This is a genomic window from Streptomyces sp. NPDC007808 (assembly GCF_042868655.1).
Lineage (GTDB): Bacteria > Actinomycetota > Actinomycetes > Streptomycetales > Streptomycetaceae > Streptomyces.
In genome coordinates, this window is record NZ_JBIAEQ010000006.1 from 273,514 (window position 1) to 299,413 (window position 25,900).

A 25,900-nucleotide genomic window follows, 5' to 3' on the forward strand; every position below is an offset into this window, starting at 1 on the left:
CGGCTAGTAGGCCCGGTTGCGCGTACGGCGCCACCAGGCCAGGGCCGCGCCGATCAGCAGGACGCCCAGCGCTCCCGCGCCCGCCGAGGCGGCGATCAGGGTCGTGTCCTCGGTGCCGGAGGCACCCGCGGGCTGCAGCGCGTCGCCGAGCTGGCTGCGGACGTCCGTGGAGCCGTCCGTGCCCTTGGCGAGCGGGCCGCGCGAACCCTCGGTCGGCAGGGCGACGTACGGGAAGGCCTTCTCGAACTCCTTGTCGTTCTTGTCGACCGCGTCACCCAAGTCGTTCTTGGCGCCCACCAGTTCACCCTCGACGACCTGGAGCGAGGCGTCGATCACGTCGTCGGTGAGGCGGCGGCCGTTCGGGAAGCCCGCGTTGTCGCCGTCGAGGACGCCGAGCCGCTTGGGCTCAGCGGCGGGCTTGATCGAGGTGTTCAGGCGGAGCATCTCCGACGGTGTGACGTGCGGCGGCTGGTTGAGGTCCTTCACGCCCTTGAGGAAGACGTCGACCAGGTCGTTGCGCGGCTCGGCCGGGGCCGGGATCTTGTAGATGGCCTCGATGAGCTTCGGCAGCTCCGGGTTGGTGACGTTCTTCAGGAACTGCGCGTCGTCCACGGGCAGGGACGCGTTGAACTTGTCCTTGTCCTTCAGCGGGTTGACGACCTCGTTCACCAGCGGGTTGCCCAGGCGCGAGACCTGCTGGAAGCGGCCCTTGGCGTTCTTGCGCCGGGTCGTCGACCAGATGCCGACCACCGGCTGCTCCGCCGACTCGGCGATCATGTGGTTCGGGACCTGGAGGGCGATGGAGTTGACGTTGTAGCCCTTGAGCGTGTCGTTGCCGACCTCGGAGAGGTTCCCGCCGTACAGCAGGTCGAAGACGCGCAGGTCCAGGAAGAACGGGTCGTCGGCCTGCCCGGCGAACGCGGTGGCGTCGCCCGCGAGCTTGTGCACGGCTTGTTCACGCAGCTTGGCGTAGTCCGGCATGGACGCCTTGCCGACGTTCGACGGTGCCACCGGCACGTCGTTGGCGACCTTCGTCCTGGAGACCGGGTACTGGTTCTTGAGCTTGATCAGCTCGATGTCGTACGTCTGCGTGATGTTGAGGTCCGGGTCGTCCAGGCTCTCGACCGGGCCCGTGTTGTACAGGAACGTCTTCTTGTTCTTGACGTGCGTGTCGAACGTGAAGCGGTAGAGCAGGTCGCCCTGCGCGTCACCGTTGTTGTCGATGTTGATGTCGTACTGCGCGTCCTCGGCGAACGTGAAGAAGTTCGGTCCGCCGGCCGGTTCCTCGAACGGGATCCAGTTCGCGATGATCGTCGTCGTGTCCGGCTTGTCCGGACTGACGAACGCGTACACGTCCGTGTTGTCGTACTGCGGAGTCCCCGAGATCAGCGGGGCCTCGCGGTGGCTGGAGGCGGAGGCCGCCCCCGGTTCCAGCGCGGTCACGCCGGCGGCTGCGAGCCCCCCGGCGGCCAGCGCACCACAGATGAGGGTCGCGATGCCCCTGCGTCCCGCACCGCTCCTGGAATTAGGTGTCATGCCGTCCGTCCTCAGTGCCAACTTGCCTGACGCATCCGATTCGGAGCCGTCGCCAGGGTGGATTGGTCGAATCCCAAGCGTTCTTACGGTTGAAGTGAAAAGTTGTTTCATCGTCGGGCGACCCGCGTTTTCGGGCCGCTGATCCGTAACCCCATCCGGAGGTGCGTGCGTTGCGAAGACCTCGTGGGACGGGACGGCCGAGATGCGGTCTTGCTGGAGGGGGAGACGAGTTGGAGGCGGACGAGTTGCTGGTGCTCGTGGCGGGCGGTGACCAGTACGCCTTCGAGCAGCTGTACGGGCTGGTGTCCGGGCCGGTGTACGGGCTCGTACGGCGCGTGCTGCGCGACCCCGCGCAGTCCGAGGAGGTGGCCCAGGAGGTGCTCCTCGAACTGTGGCGGTCCGCCGCGAAGTTCGACCCCGGGCGGGGCAGCGCGCTGTCCTGGGTCCTCACCCTCGCCCATCGCCGCGCCGTCGACCGGGTGCGCAGCGCCCGCGCGGCCGGAGAGCGGGAGCAGCGCGAGGCCCTGCGCGCGAACCATCCGGCCTTCGACCATGTCGCCGAGGAGGTCGAGGCGGGTCTCGAACGCGAGTGGGTGCGCCGCTGCCTCGACCGGCTCACCGCGCTGCAGCGCCAGTCGGTCACCCTCGCCTACTACGACGGCTACACGTACCGTGAGGTGGCCGAGCGGCTCTCGCTGCCGCTGGGCACGGTCAAGACCCGTATGCGCGACGGACTCACCCAGCTGCGCAAATGCCTGGGAGGTGCCGCGTGAGCTTCGTCGGCCGTCTGCTGCGGCGCGAGGACCTGCACTCGCTCGCCGCCCCCTACGCCCTCGACGCCCTGGAAGGCGGCGAGCGGCTGCGATTCGAGAAGCATCTGAAGACCTGCGACGGCTGCGCCGCCGAGGTGCGGGCCCTGTCCGAGGACGCCGTGCGCCTCGCCTGGTCGGCGGCCGCCCCGGCGCCGGCCGCGATGCGCGACCGTGTCCTGGCCGCCGTACGGACCACTGCGCAGGAGCCCGCCGGGCGGGAGCAGGCACGCGCGCGTGCCACCCAGTTGCCGCCCCATGTGTGGGGAGCCCAGCCGCCGCCGCGCACCCGCGCGACCAGGTCGCGCCCGCTGCTCGTGCCGTTCGCCACGGTCACGGCCGCCGCGGCCCTCGTCGTGGCCTCCCTGTTCGCCGTCCAGGCCGAGCGGACCCAGGACCGGCTCGACGCCCAGCAGGCTCGGGCGAGTGAGATCGCTAACGTTCTGGCGGCTCCCGACGCCCGGGCGACCTCCGGCGAGGACGCGCGCGGGCGGACGATCGGAGTGGTTGCTTCCGCATCCAAGGGTCGGGCGATCGTCACTCTGCGCGGATACGGTGAGTTGCCGAGCGGCCGGGTCCACCAGCTCTGGGCTATGCGCCCCGACGCAGAACCCCGCTCCCTCGGGCTCTTCGACGGCGACACGCCCCTCGTCGCGTCCGATCTCGACAAGTCGGCGACGTCACTGGCTGTGACCGTCGAGCCGGACGGCGGCTCGCCGCAGCCCACCAGCCAGCCGCTTGTCCAACTCGCCCTGAAATCGGTTGGATTCGGAGAGTGACGGCGGACGGGTTGTCAACACCCTTACGGGGAAGGTGAATCCTGTGACCGCGATACACGCGTGCCCCGCCGGGGCGATAGGGTTAACCTGCCCGGGCCGGGTGGACTCGTACGGGTGGGGAGTGACATGGAACAGATAACAGTGCGCAGCAGGGCCAGGGTCCCTGCGATCACGTGCGGGAGCAGCGCGACCAGTTCGCGCCTCGACCGCCACCTCTCGGTGCTGGCGGGTCCCGCGGTGCCCCAGACGGAGGCGGCCGAGGCGACCTCGCTGATGCGTGAACTGACCACTCGTGACACCAAGCACGCGGGCAGCGACCGTGGTGCACGGGTCCGCCGCGTCTCGCTCTTCGCCCCGCTGCGTCGCCTGCGCCGTTCGCTGTTCGGCGGACGCTGAGTCGCACCGGCGTTCCTCGAACGACTTCGAGGGCCCGCGTTCGGCGGTCACTTCCGGCCCGGCGCCCATCGCGCCGTCGCCGTCCGTCATCCCCACGGCGGGCAGTGGTGTCCCGGAGTGCCGTCCGAGCGCGGGCACGTCCCCCAACTCCTTCCCGATTCCGCTCATCGGCCGCGACCCGCGCACAACCCCCGCACCGTGCACGGCCGTTCGCCGTGCGGTCGGCATTCCCCGGCGACCGTGCACGGTGACACACCCACCCGCTGGTCAGCGCTCCCCGCGCGCGTACCTGCGTACGGCGAGCGGTGTGAACACCGCGAGCAGGACCGCACACCACGCCAGTGACCCGGCGACCGGGTGGGCGACCGGCCAGGCGGCGCCGTCCGGTACGGGCGCGTTGCCGAACAGGTCCCGCAGGGCCGTGGTCAGCGCGCTGATCGGATTCCACTCCGCGAGGGTGCGCAGCCAGCTCGGCAGGCCGTTGGTCGGGATGTAGGCGTTGGACAGCAGCGGCAGCATGAAGGTCGCCCCGCCCAGCTGGCCGGCGGCCTCCTCGTTGCGGGTGAGCAGGCCGAGGAAGATCCCGACCCAGGTCGTCGCGAACCGGAACAGCAGCAACAGCCCCAGGGCGCCCGCCGCTTCGAGTGCGGACCCCTCGATCCGCCACCCCACCGCGAGCCCCACCAGCAGGAACGGCACCGTCCCCGCGGCCGTCACGACCAGGTCGGCGGCCGCCTGCCCGAGCGGTACGGCGGCCCGGCTCATCGGGAGTGTCCGGAAGCGGTCCGTCACACCCCGGTGCATGTCCTGGGCGGCCTGGAACATGCCCGTCATGAGGCCGTTCGCCGCCGTCGCCACCAGCAGCCCGGGCACCAGGAAGGACCGGTACTGGGCGCCGGGCATCGCCAGAGCGCTGCCGAAGACGTAGCCGAAGAACAGCAGCATGGTGATCGGCATCGTCTGGGTCAGGATCAACAGCCCCGGGTTGTTGCGGAGCCGCCGCAGCTGCCGGCCCAGCATCGCGCCGCCGTCGTACGCCACCGTGCTCATGCCGCACGCTCCTCGGTCAGTCGCAGGAACACATCGTCGAGCGTGGGAGGTCTGAGGCTCGCGTCGAGCAACGGCACACCCGCCGCGTCGAGTTCGCGCACCAGCCGCGGGAGGGTGAGGGTGGCGTCCCGGGTGACCGCGCCCACGGCCCGCCGCGCCTGATCGAAGTGCGGTTCGCCTCCGGTGAGTTGATCCAGGACGGCCGCCGCCCTCGCCATGACGTCGGCGTCGGGGACGACGACCTCGACGTGTGCGCCGATGACCGCCTTGAACTGCGCCGGCGAACCGGTGTGGGCCACCCGCCCGCGGTCCACCAGGGCGATGTGGTCGGCGAGTTGGTCGGCCTCCTGAAGGTACTGCGTGGTGAGCAGCACGGTCGTGCCGTCGGCGGTCAGCTCCCGTACGGCGTCCCAGATCCGGTTGCGGCTCGCGGGGTCGAGCCCGGTGGTGGGCTCGTCCAGGAACAGCACCTCGGGCCGGCGGACGAGGCTCGCCGCCAGGTCCAGCCGCCGCCGCATCCCGCCCGAGTACGTGGACGCCGGCCGGTCCGCCGCCTCGGTCAGCCCGAAGCGCTCCAGCAGCTCGTCGGCCCGCCCGGCCGGACCGCGCACCCGGTGCAGCCGGGCGAACAGCCGCAGGTTCTGCCGGCCGGTGAGATCGCCGTCGACCGAGGCGTCCTGGCCGGTGACGCCGATCCGGCTCCGCACGGCGGCCGGCTCCCGGAGCAGGTCGTGCCCGGCCACCCGGGCCGAACCGCCGTCCGGGCGCAGGAGCGTGGTCAGCAGGCGTACGGCCGTGGTCTTGCCCGCGCCGTTCGGTCCGAGAACACCGCAGACGGTGCCCTGCGCGACGGCGAGGTCCAGCCCGCGCAGGGCGTGCACCTCCCCGAAGCGCTTCTCCAGGCCTTCACTAAGTACAGCGTACGTAGAAGTCATGGGTCGACCATAGCGCACTACGTACGATGTACGTAACTAGGATGGTGGGCGAGGTGATGATCGATGGCGGGCAAGGCGGCCGAACCCGAGGTGATCTGGGCGCGACCCGAGCGGACCGGGCGAGGGCCCAGGCCCGCGTTCACACGTGCGGACATCGCCGCCGCCGCGGTGCGGATCGCCGACGCCGGGGGGCTGGACGCCGTGTCCATGCGGCATGTCGCGGCCGAGCTGGGCTGCGGGACGATGTCGCTGTACAACTACGTCCCCCGCAAGGAGGACCTGTACGAGCTGATGATCGACGCGATCGGCGCCGAGCACGAGATCCAGGACCCCACGGGTGACTGGCGCGCCGACATGATCCGCAACGCGCTGGAGACCCGCGCGATCATGCACCGGCACACCTGGGTGCCCCGTCTGATGTCAGGGGTGTACGGCTTCAGTCCCAACACCCTGCGGTATCTGGAGCACTGCCTGGCCTGCCTCGACCCGCTGGACGTTCCCTACAGCGTGAAGATGGAGCTGGTCGCGCTGCTCAACGGCGTCGTCACCACGTATACGGCGAACGAGATCGCCACCGCCGAGCGGACCCGTTCGGTGCCCTGGTCCGCCGAGGAGGAGAACGCGGTCCGCATGGCCTACCTCGGCGGCCAGGTCGCCACCGGCAGGTATCCGCGCCTGGCCGCGTCGTTCATGGAGCACAGCGGGCCCATCGATCTGGAGGCGGTGTTCCGGCGGGCGCTCGAACGGGTGCTGGACGCCTTCGACCCCGCCTCCTAGGGACGAGACCCTAGATCAGCGCGAGTTGTCCCTCGGGCCCCTCCTCGTGCCCGTCCAGCACCGTCGCCGGTCTGCGGGCCGACCCGGGGACCGGCAGGACGCCGGCCTCGCGGAGCTCGGCCGCCGTGACGGTGGACGGCAACTCAAGACCGGTCGCCGGGAGTTCCGCGAGCAGGGCCAGGACCGTGATCAGCTCCAGCAGTTCCGACGTCCACACCTGCGGCCAGGTCGCCGGGCGGATCGCCGCCAGGGTGCCCGGCTCGGGCTCCATGACACGGGCGGTGAACCACTGCTCCAGGACCCTCACACCGGCCACCTCGTAGTCCCAGGCCTCCGGGGGGACCGGTGAGATGCGGCCCTCGTCCAGCAGCAGGGCCTCCTCGTCACGGTCGTACGCGAGCGTCAGCGGACGGGAGGGGAGCGGTGCGCGGACGTACGGGCGGCGGCCGCCGGGCAGCTTCGGCCGGTCCCCGTCGCGGCGCATCAGCCACAGGGCGCGCCGGCCCGACGCCACGCCGCGGGCCCAGAGCCCGGGGTCGTCGGTGAGGGGGACGGTGAGGTCCGGGCGTACGGCCGCCAGCGTCCAGGCGAGGACGTCCAGCGGCTCGACCGGTCCGCCCAGCCGGTCCCGGAGGTGGTCGAGGAGGCCCGGCGCCAGGTTGGGTTCCGCACCGCCCGGCCGGCGGTACAGCGGACGGACGCGGCCGGGGCGGACCAGCGGGAGCAGCGAGGTCGCCAGCAGGCGGGACTCCGGGGTCTCCAGGACGAAGACCTGGTGCTCGTCCGCCACCCGCCACAGCTCGGGCCGGGCCGCGTCGATCAGGCGGTGGTCCGGGATCAGCCACTGTTCGTCGAAGGGCGCGTGCAGGACGCGTACCGGCGCGGGGCAGGGGCCCGAAGCGCGGACCAGCTTCTCGGTGCCGGTGGACTGGCCGGGCAGCCGGCCGACCGCCGAGTGCAGGGTGCGGGAGCGCGTCGGCTCCAGCAGGGCCTCCCGGTCCGGGCCCTCGGCCTTCACGAAGGCGTCCCAGCGGGCCTTCAGGGACGCCGCGTCGGGGCCCGACGGCCACCCCCGGCCGAGCCGCGGCGGTGCGACGGACCACGGCATGAGGTCCGCCAGCGGCGGAGCGTCGTCGTGCGTCACGCTGGGCATCGTACGGCCTGCGGGCGACACCGGGGTCAGGAGGCGTCCAGGGTCACCGTGAAGGAGAAGCGGTCGCCCCGGTAGTGGATGACCACCGCGTCCAGCACCTGGCCGTCCCTGTCGTACGTCACGCCCGTGTAGTGCAGGATCGGGCTCAGCAGCGGGACTTGGAGCAGCCGTGCCGTCTCCGGGTCCGCCAGGCGGGCCTGCACGGTGTCCGTGATGCGGCCGATGTCCGCACCGACGACATCCCGCAGCACCTTGGTCATCGGCCAGCGGACCAGGTCGTCCAGGTCGATGCGCGCGGCCAGTTCGGGGCGGACGTAGTTGCGGGCGTGGTTGGTCGGCTCGCCGGTCTTCTCGTCGGCGCGCAGGCGGTGGTACGTCGCCAGCTCGTCGACGTCCGGGAAGTACTCCATGAGTTCGGCGGGCACCGGCACCTTGCCGTGGTCCAGCAGTTCGGTGGCCATGCCGGACTGCTGGGCCACGATCGCGTCCACCGAGCCGAGCAGCCGCACGGGGGTGCCCCGGCGGGCGTCCGGCTCGATGAACGTGCCGCGTCTGCGGTGGCGGGTGATCAGGCCCTCGTCCTCCAACTCCTTCAGCGCCTGCCGCATGGTCAGCACACTCACGCCGTAGTGCCCGGCCAACTGCTCCTCGGTGGGCAGCCGCAGCGGGTCCTGGGGCGAGCGGCCGAGGATCGAGGCGCGCAGCGACTGCGACACCTGGTACCAGAGCGGCAGCTTGCGGTTCAGGACGATCGAGTCCGGGGCGAAGGAGGTCACGGGCCATCCGTACCGGTCGGGAATGTTCAGTGCAAGGGGCGGAAGTGCCGCTCCATGCCCTGCCACACGTCGTCGTAGCGCTGTTGCAGGTGTTCGGCACCGGCGGCCTGCGCGGTGAGCGTCACCGGCCAGCGGGTCTCGAACATGAACGCCAGACCGTCGTCGATCCTCTGCGGCTTCAGCTCGGCGGCGCTCGCCCTGTCGAAGGTCTCACGGTCGGGGCCGTGCGCCGACATCATGTTGTGCAGTGAGCCGCCGCCCGGCACGAAGCCCTCCGCCTTCGCGTCGTAGGCGCCTTCGACAAGTCCCATGTACTCGCTCATCACGTTCCGGTGGAAGTACGGCGGCCGGAAGGTGTCCTCGCCCACCAGCCAGCGCGGCGCGAAGACCACGAAGTCGACGCCGGCCAGGCCCGGGGTGTCCGACGGGGACGTCAGCACCGTGAAGATCGACGGGTCGGGGTGGTCGTAGGAGATGGTGCCGATCACATTGAAACGGCGTAGGTCGTAGACGTACGGCACATGGTTGCCGTGCCAGGCCACCACGTCGAGCGGTGAGTGGTCGTACGTGGCGGTCCAGAGGTTTCCGCAGAACTTGTTCACCACCTCCACGGGGCCCTCGACGTCCTCGTACGCGGCGACCGGCGCCATGAAGTCCCGGGCGTTCGCGAGGCCGTTGGCACCGATCGGGCCGAGGTCCGGGAGGACGAAGGGGGCTCCGTAGTTCTCGCACACATAGCCGCGCGCGGCAGCATCCAGCAGCTCCACACGGAAGCGCACCCCACGGGGGATCAGCGCCACATGTGCGGGCTCCACATGCAGCAGCCCGAACTCCGTGTGCAGCAGCAGTCCGCCGTGCTCGGGGACGATCAGCAGCTCGCCGTCGGCGTTGCTGAAGACGCGGTCCATCGAGGAGTTGGCGTGGTAGAGGTGCACGGCCATGCCGGAGCGCTGGGTGGCGTCCCCGTTGCCGCCGAGGGTCCACAGGCCGGCGAGGAAGTCGGTGCCCGGCGCGGGCTCGGGCAGGGGGTTCCAGCGCAGGCGGTTCGGGTCCGGCACGGTCTCGGTGAAGGGGGCCGTGCGGATCGCGCCGTTGTCCGTGCGGGTGAACGCCGGGTGCGCGGCCGACGGGCGGATGCGGTACAGCCACGAGCGGCGGTTGTGGGCCCTCGGTTCGGTGAACGCCGTCCCGCTCAGCTGCTCGGCGTACAGCCCGAGCGGGGCGCGCTGTGGTGAGTTGCGGCCCTGGGGCAGGGCGCCCGGCATCGCCTCCGAGCTGTGCTCGTTGCCGAACCCGGAGAGGTAGGTCAGCCCTTCCGCGGTCTTCCGCGAGTCCCCGCTCATGATCGCTCCCTTGAGATCCGATTCCTATGGAACACCGTAGGATTGCGATTTCCCGCGCGCAAGAGATCGGCCGCATATCGCCTGGAGGGAGGACGGGAACCAGACTCAAGGGGGATCCGGCTGTCGTAGGTGTGTTCTAGTCTCCCGGGCATGTCGTGGACCCGGACTCCTCTCACCGCGCTCGCGGTCTGTGTCCTGCTGCTGACCGGAACGGTGGGCTGTGGCTCCGACGCCGCCCGGGGCCAGGGCGAGCACCGTCTGTCGCCGTCCCCTGCGGGCGAGGTCCTCGACGACACCGACAGGCACGGACGTCACTACCGGGAGACGGCCGAGGGGCACGTGCCCGAGGTGGGCGTCGAGGTGCAACCCGGCCCGGACGGCGGCGGGGGAGAGTGGGACGTGCGGGTGACGCTGCGCGACTTCCGTCTCTCGCCGGCCGGGGTGAAGCCCCGTGCCGTGGCCGGGCGCGGACTGGCGTACCTCTTCGTGGACGACCGTCTCGTCACCAGGCTGCGCACCTTCGAGCACCGCCTGCCCGCCGGCCTCGTCCCGCGCGGCACCCATCACGTCACCGTCCGTCTGTACGCCGACGACGGCACCGTGTGGGCGGTGGACGGCGAGCCCGTCGAGAGCACGGCCGACATCACGGCGTCGCAGGCCGCGACCGCCGTGACACCGACGCCCTCCGCCGAGGCGGGCGGCGCACCGGGCGCCCGGCCCCGTCCTGAGGGCCGAGGTTCACGGGGCCGCGTCGGAAAGGCATCATGAAGAGCGTGCCCCACCCCGCATCGCTACGCCGGGCGCCCGTGCAGCGGCGCAGCGCCGAACGGCTCACCAGGATCCTCGACGCCTGCGCCGACCTCCTCGACGAGGTCGGCTACGACGACCTGAGCACCCGGGCCGTCGCCCAGCGCGCCGGCGTCCCCATCGGCTCCGTCTACCGCTTCTTCGGCAACAAGCGCGAGATGGCCGACGCCCTCGCCCAGCGCAACCTCGAGCGCTACACCGCCCGTGTCGCCGAGCGTCTGAAAGAGGGCGGCGACGGAGGCTGGCAGGTCGCGATGGACGCCGTGCTCGACGAGTACCTCGCCATGAAGCGCACGGCGCCCGGCTTCTCGCTCGTCGACTTCGGCAACCAGATCCCGGTCGGTACCCGCGGCGAACCCAACCACCGCGTCGCCGACCGCCTCACCGAGTTGCTCTCCGGGTATCTGGACCGCGAGCCGGACGACGATCTGCGCCGCACCTTCCTGATCGCCGTCGAGACCGCCGACACCCTGGTCCACCTCGCCTTCCGGATGGCCCCGGAGGGCGACGAGCGGATCATCGAGGAGGCCAGGGAGATGCTGCGGGCCTATCTGGCGCGGGTGTTGGACTGAGGCCTGTCGTTCGGATCATGCCGGCGTCGCGGGGTCTCCCCGACGTGGACGACCGGACTTCGCGGACACGAGCCGGCGGCGCCGGATCGAGCGGGTCGCCTCCGGCGGGCCGCGGAGTCGGGTGGGCGCGGGGACGGGTGTGCCCGAGAGGTGGTGGATCGTCCCGGTCCGGCGTATACCCGGGTGTACGGGTGGGTGTGTTCCCGTTCCGGCGGTTGTGTCCGGGCCTCGCACGTGCGTCCCGAGCCCGGCGGCTTCCCGAGCCCGCCCGCGGCGGGGGCTCCCCTCCGTCCATACCGGTCAGTATGCTCGGCGGTGAGTCCACGCTTCGCCGTCGCCGCAACCCGGGAGGACCCGTGTCCCGCACCGCACTCCGCATCTGCCCCCTGTGCGAGGCCACCTGCGGCCTGACCCTCACCATCGAGGGGACCCGGGTCACGGGCGCCCGCGGTGACCGCGACGACGTGTTCAGCAAGGGGTTCATCTGTCCCAAGGGCGCGTCCTTCGGTGCCGTCGACAGCGACCCGGACCGTCTGCGCACCCCGCTCGTGCGCAAGGACGGCGAGCTGCGCGAGGCCACCTGGGAGGAGGCCTTCGACGCCGTGGCCGCGGGGATCCGCCCGGTGGTCGAGCGGTACGGGCCGAACTCGGTGGGCATCGTGCTCGGCAATCCCAACGTGCACACCATGGCCGGCGCCCTCTACCCGCCGGTGCTGATCGCGGGACTCGGCACCCGCAGCCTCTTCACCGCGTCCACCGTCGACCAGATGCCCAAGCACGTCTCCAGCGGCCTGCTCTACGGCGACGCCAACGCGATCCCCGTACCGGACCTCGACCGCACCGACCACCTGCTGCTGATCGGCGCCAACCCGCTGGAGTCCAACGGGAGCCTGTGCACCGCCCCCGACTTCCCCGGCAAGCTCAAGGCGCTCAAGGCGCGCGGCGGCACCCTCACCGTCATCGACCCGCGCCGCACCCGCACCGCCCGACTGGCCGACCGGCACCTCGCCGTACGGCCCGGGACCGACGCCCTGCTCCTCGCGGCGATGGCGTACACCCTTTTCGACGAAGACCTCGTCGACCTCAAGGACCTCGCGCCCGTGGTGGACGGTGTCGCCGAACTCCGCACGGCCCTCGGTGACTTCAGCCCCGAAGCCGTGGCCGACGCGTGCGACGTGGACGCGGCCACCATCCGCACCCTCGCCCGTGACCTCGCCGCCGCCCCGACCGCCGCCGTCTACGCCCGCATCGGCACCTGCACCGTCCCGCACGGCACGCTCGCCAGCTGGCTCGTCGACGTCCTCAACATCCTCACCGGCAACCTCGACCGCCCCGGCGGAGCTCTGTTCCCGCAGGCGGCCACCGACAGGACTCCCCGCCCCGCCGGGCCCGGGCACGGCTTCGCGCTGGGCCGCTGGTACTCCCGGGTGAGTCGGCACCCCGAGGCCAAGGGCGAGTTGCCGCTCTCCGCCCTCGCCGAGGAGATCGACACCGCCACCGACGACGGCGAGCCGATCCGCGCCCTCGTCGCCGTCGCCGCCAACCCGGTCCTGTCGGCACCCGACGGCGACCGGCTCGACAAGGCGCTCGGCTCCCTCGACTTCATGGTCAGCGTCGACCCGTACCTGAACGAGACCTCGTGCCACGCCGACGTCGTACTGCCGCCGCCCCCGCCCTCGCAGAGCCCGCACCACGACTTCGCCTTCAACACCCTCGCCGTGCGCAACCAGGTCCGCTACACCCGTCCCGCCGTCCCGCTGGAGCCGGGCCGGATGGCCGAGACGGAGATCCTCGCCCGGCTGGTCCTGGCCGCCACCGGCATGCACGGTGCCGACCCGTCCGCGGTCGACGACCTGGTCATCGGCCAGACCCTCGGCAAGGCGGTGAAGGAGCCGCACTCGCCGGTGCACGGCCGCGACCCGAAGGAGCTGGCCGCACGACTCGACGGCGACACCGGCCCCGAGCGACGCCTCGACATGATGCTGCGCCTCGGCCCCTACGGCGACGGCTTCGGCGCCCGCCCCGACGGTCTGAGCCTTCAGAAGCTGCTCGCGCATCCGCACGGCATCGACCTCGGACCGCTCACGCCCCGTCTGCCGCAGCCGCTGAAGACGCTCAGCGGCAAGGTCGAGCTGCTGCCGGGGCCCCTCGCCGACGACCTGCCCCGGCTCAGGGCGGCCCTGCGCGAGCGCCCCGACGGACTCGTCCTCGTCGGCCGCCGCCATCTGCGCTCCAACAACAGCTGGATGCACAACGTGCCCGCCCTCACCGGCGGTTCCAACCGCTGCACCCTGCACATCCATCCCGAGGACGCCGAGCGGCTCGGCGTACGGGACGGGGCTGACGTACGGCTCAAGGGTGCCGGGGGAGAGGTGACCGCCCCGGCCGAGGTCACCGACGGGGTGCGTCCCGGGGTGGTGAGCCTGCCGCACGGCTGGGGGCACGACCGTCCCGGCACCCGCCTCGGCCACGCCTCCGCCGACCCCGGCGTCAACGTCAACCAGCTCCTCGACGGCAGCCTGCTCGACCCGCTGTCGGGCAACGCGGTGCTCAACGGTGTGCCCGTCGAGGTCGCGCCGGTCGGCTGAGAAAAGCTCCCGTGCGACCGAAAATGATCAGCCGCTGACCTGAGCAAAGCTCTGACCTGGAGTTTTGCGCTTATTGCTCGCACGTCAACGTCTTGTTAACGCTGCTTGACGAGTCCTAACGTCAACGCACCGCCGGCCCTGGTGGGTCGTTCAAGGGCGAACGTTAGGTATCCACTCATGCTGACCATTCTCGGCTTCGCCATGATCGCGACCTTCCTGGTCCTGATCATGATGAAGAAGATGTCGCCGATCGCGGCGCTCGTGCTCATTCCGGCACTGTTCTGTGTGTTCGTCGGAAAGGGCGCCAAGCTCGGTGACTACGTCATCGAAGGCGTCACCAGCCTCGCCCCCACCGCGGCGATGCTCATGTTCGCGATCGTCTACTTCGGTGTGATGATCGATGTCGGCCTCTTCGACCCGATCGTCCGCGGCATCCTGAAGTTCGCAAAGGCCGACCCGATGCGCATCGTGGTCGGCACGGCGATCCTCGCGTCGATCGTCTCCCTCGACGGCGACGGCTCGACCACCTTCATGATCACGGTCTCGGCGATGTACCCGCTGTACAAGCGCCTGAAGATGAGCCTGGTCGTGATGACCGGTGTCGCCGCCATGGCCAACGGCGTGATGAACACCCTGCCGTGGGGCGGCCCGACCGCCCGTGCCGCCACCGCGCTCAAGCTCGACGCCAGCGACATCTTCGTCCCGATGATCCCGGCTCTGGCCGTCGGCCTCCTGGGCGTGTTCGTCCTCTCGTACGTCCTCGGCCTGCGCGAGCGCAAGCGTCTGGGCGTGCTGACGCTGGACGACGTCCTGGTCGAGGAGAAGGCCGGGGAGACGGTCGAGGAGAAGGAGACCGAGACGGTCCTGATCGCCGCCGGCTCCGGTTCCGATGCCCCCGGCGCGCGCAAGGGCGTCGGCGGCTCCGGCTCCGGCTCCGGCTCGGGCTCTGGCTCCGGCACCGACGCCGAGGAGCAGGACGGCGAGGACGAGCGGTTCCAGGCGCTCGACCCGAACCGGCCCACGCTGCGGCCCAACCTCTACTGGTTCAACGCGCTGCTCACGGTCGCCCTGCTCACCGCCATGATCATGGAGTGGCTGCCGATCCCGGTCCTGTTCCTGCTCGGCGCCGCGCTCGCCCTGACGGTCAACTTCCCGCACATCCCCGACCAGAAGGCCCGCCTGGCCGCCCACGCCGACAACGTCCTCAACGTCTCCGGCATGGTCTTCGCCGCCGCCGTCTTCACCGGCGTCCTCCAGGGCACCGGCATGGTGGACCACATGGCCCGGTGGATGGTGGACGTCATCCCCGAGGGCATGGGCCCGCACATGGCGCTCGTCACCGGCGTGCTGAGCCTCCCGCTCACCTACTTCATGTCCAACGACGGCTTCTACTTCGGCGTCCTCCCGGTCCTCGCCGAGGCCGGCGCGGCGCACGGTGTCTCCCCGCTGGAGATGGCCCGCGCCTCCCTGGTCGGTCAGCCGCTGCACATGTCGAGCCCGCTCGTCCCGGCCGTCTACGTCCTCGTCGGCATGGCCAAGGTCGAGTTCGGCGACCACACCAGGTTCGTGGTGAAGTGGGCGGCGCTCACCTGCCTCGTCATCCTCGCCGCCGGAATGCTCTTCGGAATCATCTGACCCCGACCTTCCGCAAAGGACACGATCATGGCGCCCGGTGGGTACCGCGGCTGGCTGCTCCGCCTCGTCATCGCCTTCAGCTTCGCGCAGGGGGCGGTGTCGATGGCCCGGCCCGCCGTCTCCTACCGGGCGCTCGCGCTGGGCGCCGACGAGCGGGCGATCGGCGTGATCGCGGGTGTGTACGCCCTGCTCCCGCTGTTCGTCGCCGTCCCGCTGGGCCGCCGCACCGACCACGGCCGCTGCGCGCACCTGCTTCCCGTCGGCGTCGTCCTGATATCCGGCGGCTGCGCGCTCAGCGGCCTCGCCGGGTCCCTCTGGGCGATGGCGGTCTGGAGCGGTGTGATGGGCCTCGGTCACCTCTGCTTCGTCATCGGCGCCCAGTCGCTCGTCGCCCGCCAGTCCGCCCCGCACGAGCAGGACCGCAACTTCGGCCACTTCACCATCGGTGCCTCCCTCGGCCAGCTGATCGGCCCGATCGCGGCGGGCGCGCTGATCGGCGGCCGGGACATGGTGGGCACCAGCGCACTCGCGCTGCTGGTCGCGGGCGCGGGCGGTGCCGTCGCGCTGACGTCGCTGTGGCGCATCGAGAGCCGTACGACCGCCGAGCCCGGGACGGAACGAGGCGAACGCGTGCCCGTGCGGGGCATATTGCGGGCCCGTGGTGTGCCCGCCGGCATCTTCATCAGTCTCGCCGTGCTGTCCGCGACCGACATCCTCACCGCCTACCTTCCGGTGGTCGGCGAGCACCGTGGCATCGCGCCGTCCGTGATCGGCCTGCTGCTCAGCCTGCGCGCGGCGGCCACCATCGCGTGCCGACTGGTCCTGACGCCCCTGCTGCGGCTGCTCGGTCGCACGCTGCTGCTCACGGTGACCTGTCTGCTGGCGGCCCTGCTGTGCGCGGGCATCGCGGTGCCGGTGCCCGTGTGGGCGCTGGCGCTGACGCTGGCGGTGCTCGGGTTCTGCCTGGGTGTCGGGCAGCCGCTGTCCATGACGACGGTCGTCCAGGCGGCCCCGGAAGGCGCCCGTTCCACGGCGCTCGCCCTTCGGCTGACCGGCAACCGCCTCGGGCAGGTCGCCGCGCCGGCCTCGGCGGGCCTGGTCGCCGGTGTCGCCGGGGTGGCCGCTCCGTTTCTGATGCTCGGGGTGTTGCTGCTGCTGTCGGCGGGCATCGCCGCGCGGACGCCGAAGCGGCCGGACAGGCCCGTAAAGGGCGCCCGGGAGCGGCCGAAGCGCTCAGGATTCCGCCGTACGAGCGATCTTTGACGACGCGCCGGGCATCGGTACGGCGAGTCGCTGTGCGCATAGCTGAAAGTCAGGCGAAGGAGCGATTTGTATGAAAATCGTCTGAATCAGAGGAGCGCGCATGCCGACCCTGACACCCTCACGTACGTCCCGCGTCCGCGCGGGCGCCACTGTCGTCCTCGCCGCGCTCGCCGCGGCGGGCACTTCGTGGGTGGCGGCGCCGACGGCGTCGGCCCAGGCGAACGGCGACATCAGGATCCACAGCGAGGGCATGCCCTACGGGACCCCGGACGACGAGTCGGTGGTCTGCCGGTTCTACCTCGACGCCGTCAACTTCGACACCCTCCCCACGATCGAGTACACCATCACCCCGCAGCCCCCGCTGCCCAGTGCCGCCACCGTGACCGGCACCATCCAACTCGCGGGCGGTGCCGGGCACACCGACCTGCTGGGCCTGGCGGACGGGCAGTACATGCTCACCTGGACCGTGGACGTCACCAACACCAAGAGGAAGCTCTTCCGGGTCAAGTGCGGCGACAAGCGCGAGGGACGGCACGGTCCCGAGGGGCGCATCGAGGACCGCGTACACAACGACGAGAACTGGGGTCGCGGCGACCACGGCCCCAAGGGCGGCGTGCACGCGGGCGGCGGCGGCCTCGTCGACACCGCGGCCGCGTACGCTCCCGTGACCGCCGCGGCGACCGTGGGCCTGGTGGCGGTCGGCGGCGTCGTGTACGTCCGCAGGAACCGCCGGCAGCGCGATGGTGCCGCGTAGGCGCAGACGCAGGCCCTGGCACCGGACCCGCGCCTACCGCCTCACCAGGACGGCCCTGCTCACGGTCGTCCTGGTGTCGGTGGTGGCCCGGTGCGGGGGAGACGGCGACGTGACCGCGCCGGGCGGACGCGACGGTCCGGACACCGTGGCCGCGGGCCGGGCCCACCCCGCCGCCACCCGCCCCACACCGCCGCCCCGCCCGCTGCCGCGCTCCCGGCCGACCTCCCTGCGGATCCCGTCCCTCGGCATCGACGCCCCGATCCTCGGCATCGGGCTCACCGCGTCGCAGGAGCTGGAGACACCGCCGATCGACAGACCGAAGCTGATCGGCTGGTACCGGGGCGGCGCCACGCCGGGAGAGCAGGGCGCCGCCATCGCGGTGGGGCACCGCGACACCCGAACCGGTCCCGCCGTCTTCGCCGGACTCGCCTCGGTGAAGCGCGGCAAGCGGATCGAGGCCCGGCGCGAGGACGGCCGTACCGCCGTCTACACCGTGGACCGGGTGAAGGTCTTCGACAAGGCGAGCTTCCCCGACAAGGAGGTCTACGGCCCGACCCGGCGCCCGGAGCTGCGGGTGATCACGTGCGGCGGACTGTTCGACCGGCGGACCGGCTACACCAGCAACGTGGTGGTCTTCGCCCACCTGACCGCGACGAAGTGACCGATGTATTCCCCACCCCGGGCACATTCCGTTAACTTCCGTGACGCACAGGCCTCGTACGACCCGCACGGGGCCATCGGACACACGGAGCAGCGGCGCTCCGCACGGCCCCCGGGGGCAGCAGCCATGACACGCGCCATCTCCCTGCACGACGTCAGCAAGTCCTACACACGAGGCACCCGCGTCGTGGACCGCTTCACCCTGGACATCGAGCCCGGCGAGTTCCTCGTCCTGCTCGGGCCCTCCGGCTGCGGCAAGTCCACGGTGCTCAGAATGATCGCCGGCCTGGAGGAGATCGACGAGGGCGACCTGCTGCTGGACGGCGAGTACGCCAACGACCTGCTGCCGGCGGCCCGTCACATGGCGATGGTCTTCCAGAACTTCGCCCTCTACCCCAACATGACCGGTCGCGACAACATCGGCTTCCCGCTGCGCATCGAGTCGCCCGGCGCGAACCCGGCCCCGAGAGTGGACGCCACCGCCCGCATGCTGGGCATCGAGGACCTCCTCGACCGCTTCCCCGCCCAGCTCTCCGGCGGCGAACGCCAACGCGTCGCCATGGGCCGGGCCATCGCCCGCCACCCCACCGCGTTCCTGATGGACGAGCCGCTGTCCAACCTCGACGCCAAGCTCCGAGGCCATCTGCGCGCCGAGATCTCCGGGCTCACCCGGAAGCTGGGCGTCACCACGGTGTACGTCACCCACGACCAGGCCGAGGCGATGTCGCTCGGCGACCGGGTCGCCGTCATGCGCGGCGGCGTCCTGCAGCAGGTCGGCACCCCGCGCTCGGTGTACGCCCTGCCCCGCAACGTCTTCGTCGCCGCCTTCATCGGCACCCCGCGCATCAACCTGCTGCGCGGCGTCGTACGCGCCCCGCTGGACGGCGCGATGACCATCAGCCTCGGCAAGCAGTACCTCCGGCTGCCCGAACCCCTCTCCCTCGACCACCAGTTGCTCCGCGTCCAGCAGGGGCGCGAGGTCATCGTGGGGCTGCGCTCCGAGGCCGTGCGCATCGCCGAGCCGGCCGCGGCACGTCCGGGGGAGGTGGCGATCAGCGGACTCGTCGAGCACGTGGAGTTCCAGGGCCACGAGATCCTCGTCCACTTCGACACCGGTTCCCGGCCCGCCGTCGTACCCGACCTCGAAGCGCCGCGTCCCGCCGCCCGTCCCCCGAGGCGGCGCCGACGTGCGGGCGGTGCGGACGGCAGGGTCCTGGACCGGCTCAGGGAGCGCGCGGGCGCCCTGCGCGCCGGCCCGGTCGTGGTCCTCGACCACCCGGCCGACACCCACGCCGATCCGGCGCCCCCCGAGGGCCGCCTGCCCGGCGACCTCATCGTGCGCACCACCCCCGACATCCAGCTCCGGCACGGCATGCAGGTCCCCCTCCTCGTCGACCTCGCCCACCTGTTCGTCTTCGACCAGCACGGCGACCGCATCTGCCCGGCCCCGGACCGGCTTCCGGACCTGGAGGATTGAAGTCCGGGCCCGACGGCCAGGTACGACCCATGAATCTGCGTCCGACCCGAACCCGGGCCGTCCTCACCACCGTCGGCCTCCTGCTGGCCGTAGGGGCACCGACCGCGTACGCCACCCTCGGCGACGCCGGCGCGTCGACGCCGGCCGCCTCCTGGGCACCGCCCCGCGGTCAGCCGTACGTCGAGACGCGGCTTCTCTTCGGTACCGCGCGACCCGACGGTGGGCCGGCGGTCACCGACAAGCAGTTCATGGCGTTCGTCGACAAGGAGGTCACGCCGGACTTCCCGGACGGGCTGACGGTGCAGAGCGGGCGCGGGCAGTGGCGGGACGCGACCGGGACGATCGAGAAGGAGCGGTCGTACGAGCTGATCCTGCTGTATCCGGTGGGCGTGGCCGAGACCGGTGACCGGAAGATCGAGGAGATCCGCCGGGCCTACGAGAAGACCTTCGGGCAGGAGTCGGTGGGAAGGGTGGACGACCGGGTCGCGGCCGACTTCTGACGGGCGGGTGAGGCCGCCGTCGGGGCTTCTGTTCTCATAGGAGCGTCTGGCGCTCAAAAACTATCGCCGCTAGTTTGTGAGTCCACGGCGACAGCCTGACGACGACGCCTGACGACGAGGCGGCCCCGCCCGGGAGGAAGCGCGATGAAGGCACACGACGGCATGTACATCGACGGAGCGTGGCGCCCCGCCGCGGGCCGGGACGTCATCGAGGTGGTGAACCCGGCCGACGAGCAGGTCATCGCCACCGTCCCGGCCGGTACCGCCGCCGACGTCGACACCGCCGTACGGGCCGCCCGCGCCGCCCTCCCCGGCTGGGCCGCCACCCCGCCCGCCGAACGGGCCGCGCTCCTCGCGGCCCTGCGGGACGTCCTGGAGGGCCGCAAGGACGAGATCGCGGAGACGGTGACCGCCGAGCTCGGCGCGCCGCTGAAGTTCTCCCAGGCCGTCCACGCCGCGGTGCCGATCGCGGTCGCGGGCTCGTACGCCGAGCTGGCGGCGACGTACGCCTTCGAGGAGAAGGTCGGCAACTCGACCGTGTTCCACGAGCCCGTCGGTGTCGTCGGCGCGATCACGCCCTGGAACTACCCGCTCCACCAGATCGTCGCCAAGGCCGCCCCGGCGCTGGCCGCGGGCTGCACGATCGTCCTGAAGCCCGCGGAGGACACCCCGCTGGTCGCCCAGCTCTTCGCCGAGGCGGTGCACGAGGCGGGCGTCCCCGCGGGCGTCTTCAACCTGGTCACCGGGCTCGGCCGGGTCGCCGGCCAGGCGCTGGCCGAACACCCGGGCGTCGACCTGGTCTCCTTCACCGGATCGACCGCGGTCGGCCGGCAGATCGGCGCGGTGGCCGGAGCGGCGATCAAGAAGGTCGCCCTGGAGCTGGGCGGCAAGTCCGCGAACGTCATCCTGCCGAGCGCCGACCTCGCCAAGGCGGTCAACGTCGGCGTCGCCAACGTCATGTCCAACTCCGGGCAGACCTGCAGCGCCTGGACACGGATGCTGGTGCACCGCGACCAGTACGACGAGGCCGTGGAGCTGGCCTCGGCCGCCGCCGCCAAGTACGGCGAGCGCATCGGCCCGGTGGCGAACGCCAAGCAGCAGGAGCGGGTGCTCGGGTACATCAGGAAGGGCGTGGCGGAGGGGGCGCGGCTGGTCGCGGGCGGCCCCGGAGTACCGCGTGAGCAGGGCTACTTCGTCGCGCCGACCGTCCTCGCCGACGTGACCTCCGAGATGACCGTCGCACAGGAGGAGATCTTCGGCCCCGTCCTGTCCGTCCTGAGGTACGAGGACGAGGAGGACGCCCTGCGCATCGCCAACGGCACGGTCTACGGCCTCGCGGGCGCCGTCTGGGCGGCCGACGAGGCGGAGGCGGTGGCCTTCGCGCGCCGTATGGACACCGGGCAGGTCGACATCAACGGGGGCCGGTTCAACCCGCTCGCCCCCTTCGGCGGCTACAAGCAGTCGGGCGTGGGCCGCGAACTCGGTGCGCACGGCCTGGCCGAGTACCTCCAGACCAAGTCCCTCCAGTTCTGAGCCAGTTCAAGGGAGTCACCCCGCATGGCCGTCCGTGCCGCCGTCCTGCCCGCCATCGGTGCCCCGCTGGAGGTCACCGAGATCGATCTGCCCGACCCCGGCCCCGGCCAGGTCCGCGTCCGCCTCGCCGCGGCCGGGGTGTGCCACTCCGATCTGTCGCTGTCCAACGGCACCATGCGCGTCCCGGTGCCCGCCGTCCTGGGTCACGAGGGCGCCGGCACGGTCGTCGCCGTCGGTGAGGGCGTCACCCACCTGTCGCCCGGCGCCGGAGCCGTCCTCAACTGGGCACCGTCCTGCGGCGGTTGCCATGCCTGCTCGCTCGGCGAGGTCTGGCTGTGCGCCAACGCGCTGAACGGTGCCGCGAACGTCCACGCCCGCACCGTGGACGGCACCGACCTCCACCCCGGCCTGAACGTCGCCGCGTTCGCCGAGGAGACGGTCGTACCGGCCGGCTGCGTCCTGCCGCTCCCGGACGGCGTCCCGCTCACCGACGCCGCCCTGCTGGGCTGTGCCGTGCTCACCGGCTACGGCGCCGTGCACCACTCGGCGCGGGTCGGGGCGGGGGAGACGGTCGCCGTGTTCGGCGTCGGCGGCGTGGGGCTGGCGGCCCTCCAGTCCGCCCGCATCGCGGGCGCGGCGAAGATCGTGGCCGTCGACGTCTCGCCCGAGAAGGAGGAACTGGCGCGCGCGGCGGGAGCCACCGACTACGTGCTCGCCTCCGAGAACACCGCACGCGAGATCCGGGGCCTGACGGGCAAGCAGGGCGTGGACGTGGCCGTCGAGTGCGTCGGACGCGCCGCCACCATCCGGGCGGCCTGGGACTCCACCCGCCGCGGCGGCCGCACCACGGTCGTCGGCATCGGCGGCAAGGACCAGCAGGTCACCTTCAACGCCCTGGAGATCTTCCACTGGGGCCGCACCCTCTCCGGATGCGTCTACGGCAACTCCGACCCGGCGCGGGACCTGCCCGTGCTGGCCGAGCACGTCCGGGCGGGCCGCCTGGACCTGGGCGCGCTCGTCACGGAGCGGATCGCCCTGGAGGGCATCCCGGCGGCCTTCGAGAACATGCTGGCGGGCAAGGGCGGCAGGGCTCTGGTGGTGTTCTAGCCCGCCTGCCGGACGCCCGGGGCTGCCGGTCGCTCCGGGCTTGCCGGCCTGCCCGGGCCTGCCGGCCCGCCCAGCCCTGCCGGACGCCCGGGGCCTGCCGGTCGCTCCGGGCTTGCCGGTCCGCCCGGGCTTGCCGGTCCGCCCGGGCTTGCCGGTCCGCCCGGGCCTGCCGGTCCGCCCGGGCCTGCCGGTCCCCCCGGGCCTTCCGCTTCGCCCCGGCCGCTGTGCGCGACCGGGGCCTTCGGCATGCCCGTGTCCGCAGTCCGTGCCCCGTTCGGGCAAAACTCCTGCGGCCTTAACCGTTGACTCGCATACCGTCCGGTCAGTACGTTCCGTGGACCCGAGCCACCCCCCGTTCCGTCCCCAGCACCCACCGGAGTGTGCACGCATGGACACGGCACCTTCCGCCCAGCCGCTCGCCCCCACCGCTCCCGCGACCGGCAACCGCCGCCGCGTGGCCACCGCCGCGGCCCTCGCGTCGGCGGTCGAGTGGTACGACTACTTCGTCTTCGGCATAGCCGCCGCCCTGGTCCTCGGTGACCTCTACTTCCCCGCCGGCAGCTCCACCGCGGGCGTGCTCGCCTCCTTCGCCACGTTCGCCGTCGGCTTCCTGGCCCGCCCCCTCGGCGGCATCGTCGCCGGCCAGCTCGGCGACAAGCGCGGCCGCAAGCCGATGCTGGTCCTCGCGCTCACCCTCATGGGCCTCGCCACCACCGGCATCGGCCTGCTCCCGACGTACGAGACGATCGGCGTCGCCGCGCCGATCCTGCTGGTCACCTTCCGTGTGATGCAGGGCATCGCCGTCGGCGCCCAGTGGGGCGGCGCGATGCTGATGGCCACCGAGTACGCCCCCGAGGGCAAACGCGGCTTCTACGGCAGCTTCGTGCAGCTCGGCGTCCCCATCGGCGTCGTGACCGCCAACACGGTGTTCCTGCTGGCCGGCGCGTTCACGACGGACGCCGCGTTCGCGTCCTGGGGCTGGCGTGTGCCGTTCCTCGTCGGCCTGTTCGTCCTCGTCCTCGCCTGGTACATCCACACCCGCGTCGAGGAGACCCCTGAGTTCCGGGAGGCGGAGAGGAAACTTGCCGAGCAGGAGAAGGCCGAGCAGTCCTCCCCGCTGCGCACGATCCTGCGCGAGCACCTCGGCACGGTGCTGCTCGCCGGCGGCTCCTTCGCCGTGAACACCGCGACCTTCTACATCATCATCACCGGCGTCCTCGACTACACGACCCGCGAACTCGGCATGCAGAAGAGCGCCGTCCTCACCGTCTCGCTCTGCATCAGCCTCACCCAGCTCGTGCTGATCCCGGCCGCCGCCGCGCTCTCCGACAAGATCGGGCGGATCCGTGTCTACGCGCTCGGCGCGATCGGCATCGCCCTGTGGGCCGTACCGCTCTTCCTGCTGATCGACACCGGCTCGCTGCTGTGGCTGGCGGTGGGCACCTTCGTCGCCAGCTGCTTCCTCAGCATCATGTACGGGCCCCAGGCGGCCCTGTTCGCCGAACTGTTCACGCCCGAGATGCGCTACACCGGCGCCTCCCTCGGCTACCAGATCGCTGCGGTGGCCGGTGGCGGCCTCGCCCCGTTCGTCATGGTGCTGCTGCTGGAGGCGACGGGCACCTCCATGGCGGTGTCCGGCTACATCATCGGCCTGTCGGTGATCGCCCTGCTGTCCATCAAGGTCCTGGCGGACCGGTCCCGTTCACGCTGACTCACGGGCCTGCTCGGGTCGTGGCGCCGCCGCCACGACCCGGGCGGAGCGGACCCGCGACCGCGACACGGCGACCCCCGCCAGGCACAGCGCTCCGCCCACCAGGGTGAGCGGCCCCGGCACCTCCCCCAGGGCCAGCCACGACATCAGCACGACCAGCGCGGGCACCGCGTAGGTGGTCGCGCCCATACGGCTGGCGGTCGTCCGCGCCAGGGCGTACGCCCACGTGGTGAAGGCGAGCGCCAGCGAGAAGACGCCCAGGTAGACCATGTTGAGCGTCGCGGACACGGACGCGTGGGCCACGTCGTCGACCAGTTGCCCGGCGAAGGGCAGGCACAGGACCGCGCCGACCAGGCACCCGTACGTCGTCACCTGGAGCGCGCTCGCATGGCCGAGCGCCGGCTTCTGCGCCACGACACCGCCCGCGTACCCGACCGCGGCGAGCAGGCACAGCACCACCCCGAGCACCGAGGAACCGCCCCCGCCCGACATCGAAAGCCCCACGGTCACCGCACCGGCGAACGACACCGCCATCCCCGCCAGCAGCCGTGGCGGCATCGGGTCGCCGAGCAGCCGGGCACCCAGCAGCGCGATGAGGACGGGTCCGATGTTCACCACGAGCGCCGCCGTACCCGCGTCCACCTGCTGCTCGCCCCAGTTCAGCGCGACGCTGTAGCAGCCGAACCACAGCAGGCCCGAGACGGCGATCCCGGGCCAGGCCGCCCGTGGGGGCAGCCCCTCCCGTCGCACGAGGCAGATGCCGCCCAGCACGACGGCACCGACGAGCAGCCGCCCCAGCGCCAGCGCGCCCGGCGAGTACTCCTCGCCCGCGCTGCGGATCGACACGAACGCCGAGGCCCACAGCACCACGGTCACGACCGCGGCACCGGCGGCGAGCAGTTCGGCGCGGCGGGCGGGGCGGGCAGGGGAGTGGTTCATCATGCTCCAGACACTAGGGAGGAGGAGAGGTGTGACGCTCGCGGTTTTGCGACCTGGCACCGCGGCTCAGCGCAGCGCCCCCGGCTCGACGCCGAGCAGCTCGAACAGCGCGCGCTCGCCGGAGTCCGTCACCTTCACGGCCCGCTCCGAACCGATCCGTACGCACCACCGCGCGTCCAGCGCGTGCCGGCACAGGGCCGCGCCCGCGACGCCCGCGAGATGGGGCCGGCGTTCGGTCCAGTCGAGGCAGGCGCGGGCCAGCGGGCGCCGACCCGTCCGGTCGAGACGGATCCCGGCCGAGTCGAACCAGACGAGGCCGGAGTCGGTGAGGGCGAACCCGGTGTCCTGTCGCAGCAGACCCTTCGCGGTGAGTGCGTCGGTGACGGCGATGCCGAGCCGCCCGGCGAGATGGTCGTAGCAGGTGCGGCCGCGGGCCATCGCCGAGCCCGCGCCGGCCTCCCGCAGGCTGCGGGGCCGAGCGGGGGTTTCCGGGACCACCTGGGCGGCCAGGTCCTCCAGCAGCTGGGCGACCCTCGGGTCGGCCAGCCGTACGAACCGGTGGCGTCCCTGCCGCTCCTCGGTCAGCAGCCCACCCCCGACGAGCTTGCCCAGGTGCTCGCTGAGTGTGGACGCGGCGACCCCGGCGTGCCGCGCCAGCTCACCCGCGGTCCACGCCCGCCCGTCGAGCAGCGCCAGCAGACAGGCCGCCCGCGTCTCGTCGGCGATGAGCCCGGCCAGCCGGGCCAACTGCGCTGCCTGGGGATCCCTGGTGGTCATACGACCCAGCATGCGGTACGGAC

24 protein-coding genes are annotated in these 25,900 nt (G+C 71.9%); 16 read left to right on the forward strand and 8 right to left on the reverse strand.

From position 1 onward, the window contains the following. Positions 1–3 precede the first annotated feature (3 nt). Positions 4–1,536 (reverse strand): DUF4331 domain-containing protein, encoded by a 1,533-nt coding sequence (locus tag ACFYNL_RS23590; RefSeq protein ID WP_388806678.1) that lies wholly within the window; start codon positions 1,534–1,536, stop codon positions 4–6. 230 nt (positions 1,537–1,766) lie between these two features. On the opposite strand from ACFYNL_RS23590, the gene ACFYNL_RS23595 reads away from it, so the two are divergent. From ACFYNL_RS23595 to ACFYNL_RS23605, 3 genes are all read left to right on the forward strand, one after another. Then, complete coding sequence (locus ACFYNL_RS23595) at positions 1,767–2,309, forward strand: sigma-70 family RNA polymerase sigma factor (protein WP_388806680.1); 543 nt, start codon at positions 1,767–1,769, stop codon at positions 2,307–2,309. Then, on the forward strand, positions 2,306–3,124 hold the full coding sequence (locus tag ACFYNL_RS23600; RefSeq protein WP_388806682.1) for an anti-sigma factor domain-containing protein: 819 nt from the start codon (positions 2,306–2,308) through the stop codon (positions 3,122–3,124). Before ACFYNL_RS23595 ends, ACFYNL_RS23600 begins: the two co-directional genes overlap by 4 nt. 126 nt (positions 3,125–3,250) lie before the next feature. Beyond that, complete coding sequence (locus tag ACFYNL_RS23605) at positions 3,251–3,520, forward strand: hypothetical protein (RefSeq protein WP_388806684.1); 270 nt, start codon at positions 3,251–3,253, stop codon at positions 3,518–3,520. Between the two features lie 267 nt (positions 3,521–3,787). Here ACFYNL_RS23605 and ACFYNL_RS23610 read toward each other — a convergent pair whose 3' ends face one another. Together ACFYNL_RS23610 and ACFYNL_RS23615 are read right to left on the reverse strand one after the other, a co-directional pair. Then, on the reverse strand, positions 3,788–4,570 hold the full coding sequence (locus tag ACFYNL_RS23610; protein ID WP_388806686.1) for an ABC transporter permease: 783 nt from the start codon (positions 4,568–4,570) through the stop codon (positions 3,788–3,790). Beyond that, positions 4,567–5,505, reverse strand: coding sequence for an ATP-binding cassette domain-containing protein (locus ACFYNL_RS23615; RefSeq protein ID WP_388806688.1), 939 nt, complete (start codon positions 5,503–5,505; stop codon positions 4,567–4,569). Before ACFYNL_RS23615 ends, ACFYNL_RS23610 begins: the two co-directional genes overlap by 4 nt. A 63-nt stretch (positions 5,506–5,568) precedes the next feature. Here ACFYNL_RS23615 and ACFYNL_RS23620 point away from each other — a divergent pair, with 63 nt between their 5' ends. Next, on the forward strand, positions 5,569–6,282 hold the full coding sequence (locus ACFYNL_RS23620) for a TetR/AcrR family transcriptional regulator C-terminal domain-containing protein (protein WP_388806690.1): 714 nt from the start codon (positions 5,569–5,571) through the stop codon (positions 6,280–6,282). A gap of 10 nt (positions 6,283–6,292) precedes the next feature. Here ACFYNL_RS23620 and ACFYNL_RS23625 read toward each other — a convergent pair whose 3' ends face one another. The 3 genes from ACFYNL_RS23625 to hmgA are packed head-to-tail and all read right to left on the reverse strand — an operon-like array spanning position 6,293 to position 9,554. Beyond that, positions 6,293–7,435: a type ISP restriction/modification enzyme gene (locus ACFYNL_RS23625; RefSeq protein WP_388806692.1), complete on the reverse strand. Its 1,143-nt coding sequence runs from the start codon at positions 7,433–7,435 to the stop codon at positions 6,293–6,295. 26 nt (positions 7,436–7,461) lie between these two features. After that, positions 7,462–8,211 (reverse strand): GntR family transcriptional regulator, encoded by a 750-nt coding sequence (locus ACFYNL_RS23630; protein ID WP_388806693.1) that lies wholly within the window; start codon positions 8,209–8,211, stop codon positions 7,462–7,464. 26 nt (positions 8,212–8,237) lie between these two features. Then, positions 8,238–9,554, reverse strand: coding sequence for a homogentisate 1,2-dioxygenase (gene hmgA, locus ACFYNL_RS23635; RefSeq protein WP_388806695.1), 1,317 nt, complete (start codon positions 9,552–9,554; stop codon positions 8,238–8,240). Between the two features lie 150 nt (positions 9,555–9,704). Here hmgA and ACFYNL_RS23640 point away from each other — a divergent pair, with 150 nt between their 5' ends. From ACFYNL_RS23640 to ACFYNL_RS23695, 12 genes are all read left to right on the forward strand, one after another. Further along, complete coding sequence (locus ACFYNL_RS23640; protein ID WP_388806697.1) at positions 9,705–10,322, forward strand: hypothetical protein; 618 nt, start codon at positions 9,705–9,707, stop codon at positions 10,320–10,322. Continuing rightward, a complete protein-coding gene (locus ACFYNL_RS23645; RefSeq protein ID WP_388806698.1) occupies positions 10,319–10,933 on the forward strand; it encodes a TetR family transcriptional regulator in 615 nt (204 codons plus the stop codon). The genes ACFYNL_RS23640 and ACFYNL_RS23645 overlap by 4 nt, the downstream gene beginning before the upstream one ends. A gap of 356 nt (positions 10,934–11,289) precedes the next feature. Further along, positions 11,290–13,521 (forward strand): molybdopterin oxidoreductase family protein, encoded by a 2,232-nt coding sequence (locus ACFYNL_RS23650; RefSeq protein ID WP_388806700.1) that lies wholly within the window; start codon positions 11,290–11,292, stop codon positions 13,519–13,521. A gap of 177 nt (positions 13,522–13,698) precedes the next feature. After that, positions 13,699–15,156: a CitMHS family transporter gene (locus ACFYNL_RS23655; RefSeq protein WP_388806702.1), complete on the forward strand. Its 1,458-nt coding sequence runs from the start codon at positions 13,699–13,701 to the stop codon at positions 15,154–15,156. Positions 15,157–15,183: 27 nt separating this feature from the next. Beyond that, the gene (locus ACFYNL_RS23660; RefSeq protein WP_388806704.1) at positions 15,184–16,419 is read left to right on the forward strand and encodes an MFS transporter; all 1,236 of its coding nucleotides are present in this window, start codon (positions 15,184–15,186) and stop codon (positions 16,417–16,419) included. 100 nt (positions 16,420–16,519) lie between these two features. Further along, positions 16,520–17,173, forward strand: a complete 654-nt coding sequence (locus ACFYNL_RS23665) for a hypothetical protein (RefSeq protein WP_388806706.1) — start codon at positions 16,520–16,522, stop codon at positions 17,171–17,173. Beyond that, on the forward strand, positions 17,160–17,834 hold the full coding sequence (locus ACFYNL_RS23670) for a class F sortase (protein WP_388806708.1): 675 nt from the start codon (positions 17,160–17,162) through the stop codon (positions 17,832–17,834). The genes ACFYNL_RS23665 and ACFYNL_RS23670 overlap by 14 nt, the downstream gene beginning before the upstream one ends. Before the next feature lie 126 nt (positions 17,835–17,960). Beyond that, on the forward strand, positions 17,961–19,310 hold the full coding sequence (locus ACFYNL_RS23675) for an ABC transporter ATP-binding protein (protein ID WP_388806710.1): 1,350 nt from the start codon (positions 17,961–17,963) through the stop codon (positions 19,308–19,310). Between the two features lie 29 nt (positions 19,311–19,339). Beyond that, positions 19,340–19,810: a DUF3574 domain-containing protein gene (locus tag ACFYNL_RS23680; RefSeq protein ID WP_388806712.1), complete on the forward strand. Its 471-nt coding sequence runs from the start codon at positions 19,340–19,342 to the stop codon at positions 19,808–19,810. Positions 19,811–19,954: 144 nt separating this feature from the next. Then, a complete protein-coding gene (locus tag ACFYNL_RS23685) occupies positions 19,955–21,343 on the forward strand; it encodes an aldehyde dehydrogenase family protein (protein ID WP_388806714.1) in 1,389 nt (462 codons plus the stop codon). A gap of 24 nt (positions 21,344–21,367) precedes the next feature. Beyond that, positions 21,368–22,450, forward strand: coding sequence for a Zn-dependent alcohol dehydrogenase (locus ACFYNL_RS23690; protein WP_388806716.1), 1,083 nt, complete (start codon positions 21,368–21,370; stop codon positions 22,448–22,450). 388 nt (positions 22,451–22,838) lie between these two features. Next, the gene (locus ACFYNL_RS23695) at positions 22,839–24,161 is read left to right on the forward strand and encodes an MFS transporter (RefSeq protein WP_388806718.1); all 1,323 of its coding nucleotides are present in this window, start codon (positions 22,839–22,841) and stop codon (positions 24,159–24,161) included. Here the strand turns inward: ACFYNL_RS23695 and ACFYNL_RS23700 are convergent. Both ACFYNL_RS23700 and ACFYNL_RS23705 read right to left on the reverse strand, forming a co-directional pair. Further along, positions 24,153–25,100, reverse strand: coding sequence for a DMT family transporter (locus tag ACFYNL_RS23700; RefSeq protein WP_388807289.1), 948 nt, complete (start codon positions 25,098–25,100; stop codon positions 24,153–24,155). The genes ACFYNL_RS23695 and ACFYNL_RS23700 overlap by 9 nt on opposite strands. A gap of 66 nt (positions 25,101–25,166) precedes the next feature. Further along, entirely contained in the window at positions 25,167–25,889 is a 723-nt protein-coding gene (locus ACFYNL_RS23705; RefSeq protein WP_388806720.1) for an ArsR/SmtB family transcription factor, read from the reverse strand. Positions 25,890–25,900 lie beyond the last annotated feature (11 nt).

Bases quoted from the DNA above. Each gene is read 5' to 3' on its own strand.
- ACFYNL_RS23695 (WP_388806718.1), top strand. From the start codon at position 22,839: ATGGACACGGCACCTTCCGCCCAGCCGCTCGCCCCCACCGCTCCCGCG.
- ACFYNL_RS23700 (WP_388807289.1), bottom strand. From the start codon at position 25,100: ATGAACCACTCCCCTGCCCGCCCCGCCCGCCGCGCCGAACTGCTCGCC.
- ACFYNL_RS23665 (WP_388806706.1), top strand. From the start codon at position 16,520: ATGCCGACCCTGACACCCTCACGTACGTCCCGCGTCCGCGCGGGCGCC.
- ACFYNL_RS23615 (WP_388806688.1), bottom strand. From the start codon at position 5,505: ATGACTTCTACGTACGCTGTACTTAGTGAAGGCCTGGAGAAGCGCTTC.
- ACFYNL_RS23685 (WP_388806714.1), top strand. From the start codon at position 19,955: ATGAAGGCACACGACGGCATGTACATCGACGGAGCGTGGCGCCCCGCC.
- ACFYNL_RS23705 (WP_388806720.1), bottom strand. From the start codon at position 25,889: ATGCTGGGTCGTATGACCACCAGGGATCCCCAGGCAGCGCAGTTGGCC.
- ACFYNL_RS23660 (WP_388806704.1), top strand. From the start codon at position 15,184: ATGGCGCCCGGTGGGTACCGCGGCTGGCTGCTCCGCCTCGTCATCGCC.
- hmgA (WP_388806695.1), bottom strand. From the start codon at position 9,554: ATGAGCGGGGACTCGCGGAAGACCGCGGAAGGGCTGACCTACCTCTCC.
- ACFYNL_RS23605 (WP_388806684.1), top strand. From the start codon at position 3,251: ATGGAACAGATAACAGTGCGCAGCAGGGCCAGGGTCCCTGCGATCACG.
- ACFYNL_RS23645 (WP_388806698.1), top strand. From the start codon at position 10,319: ATGAAGAGCGTGCCCCACCCCGCATCGCTACGCCGGGCGCCCGTGCAG.
- ACFYNL_RS23625 (WP_388806692.1), bottom strand. From the start codon at position 7,435: ATGCCCAGCGTGACGCACGACGACGCTCCGCCGCTGGCGGACCTCATG.
- ACFYNL_RS23620 (WP_388806690.1), top strand. From the start codon at position 5,569: ATGGCGGGCAAGGCGGCCGAACCCGAGGTGATCTGGGCGCGACCCGAG.
- ACFYNL_RS23610 (WP_388806686.1), bottom strand. From the start codon at position 4,570: ATGAGCACGGTGGCGTACGACGGCGGCGCGATGCTGGGCCGGCAGCTG.
- ACFYNL_RS23690 (WP_388806716.1), top strand. From the start codon at position 21,368: ATGGCCGTCCGTGCCGCCGTCCTGCCCGCCATCGGTGCCCCGCTGGAG.
- ACFYNL_RS23670 (WP_388806708.1), top strand. From the start codon at position 17,160: ATGGTGCCGCGTAGGCGCAGACGCAGGCCCTGGCACCGGACCCGCGCC.
- ACFYNL_RS23680 (WP_388806712.1), top strand. From the start codon at position 19,340: ATGAATCTGCGTCCGACCCGAACCCGGGCCGTCCTCACCACCGTCGGC.
- ACFYNL_RS23590 (WP_388806678.1), bottom strand. From the start codon at position 1,536: ATGACACCTAATTCCAGGAGCGGTGCGGGACGCAGGGGCATCGCGACC.
- ACFYNL_RS23655 (WP_388806702.1), top strand. From the start codon at position 13,699: ATGCTGACCATTCTCGGCTTCGCCATGATCGCGACCTTCCTGGTCCTG.
- ACFYNL_RS23675 (WP_388806710.1), top strand. From the start codon at position 17,961: ATGACACGCGCCATCTCCCTGCACGACGTCAGCAAGTCCTACACACGA.
- ACFYNL_RS23640 (WP_388806697.1), top strand. From the start codon at position 9,705: ATGTCGTGGACCCGGACTCCTCTCACCGCGCTCGCGGTCTGTGTCCTG.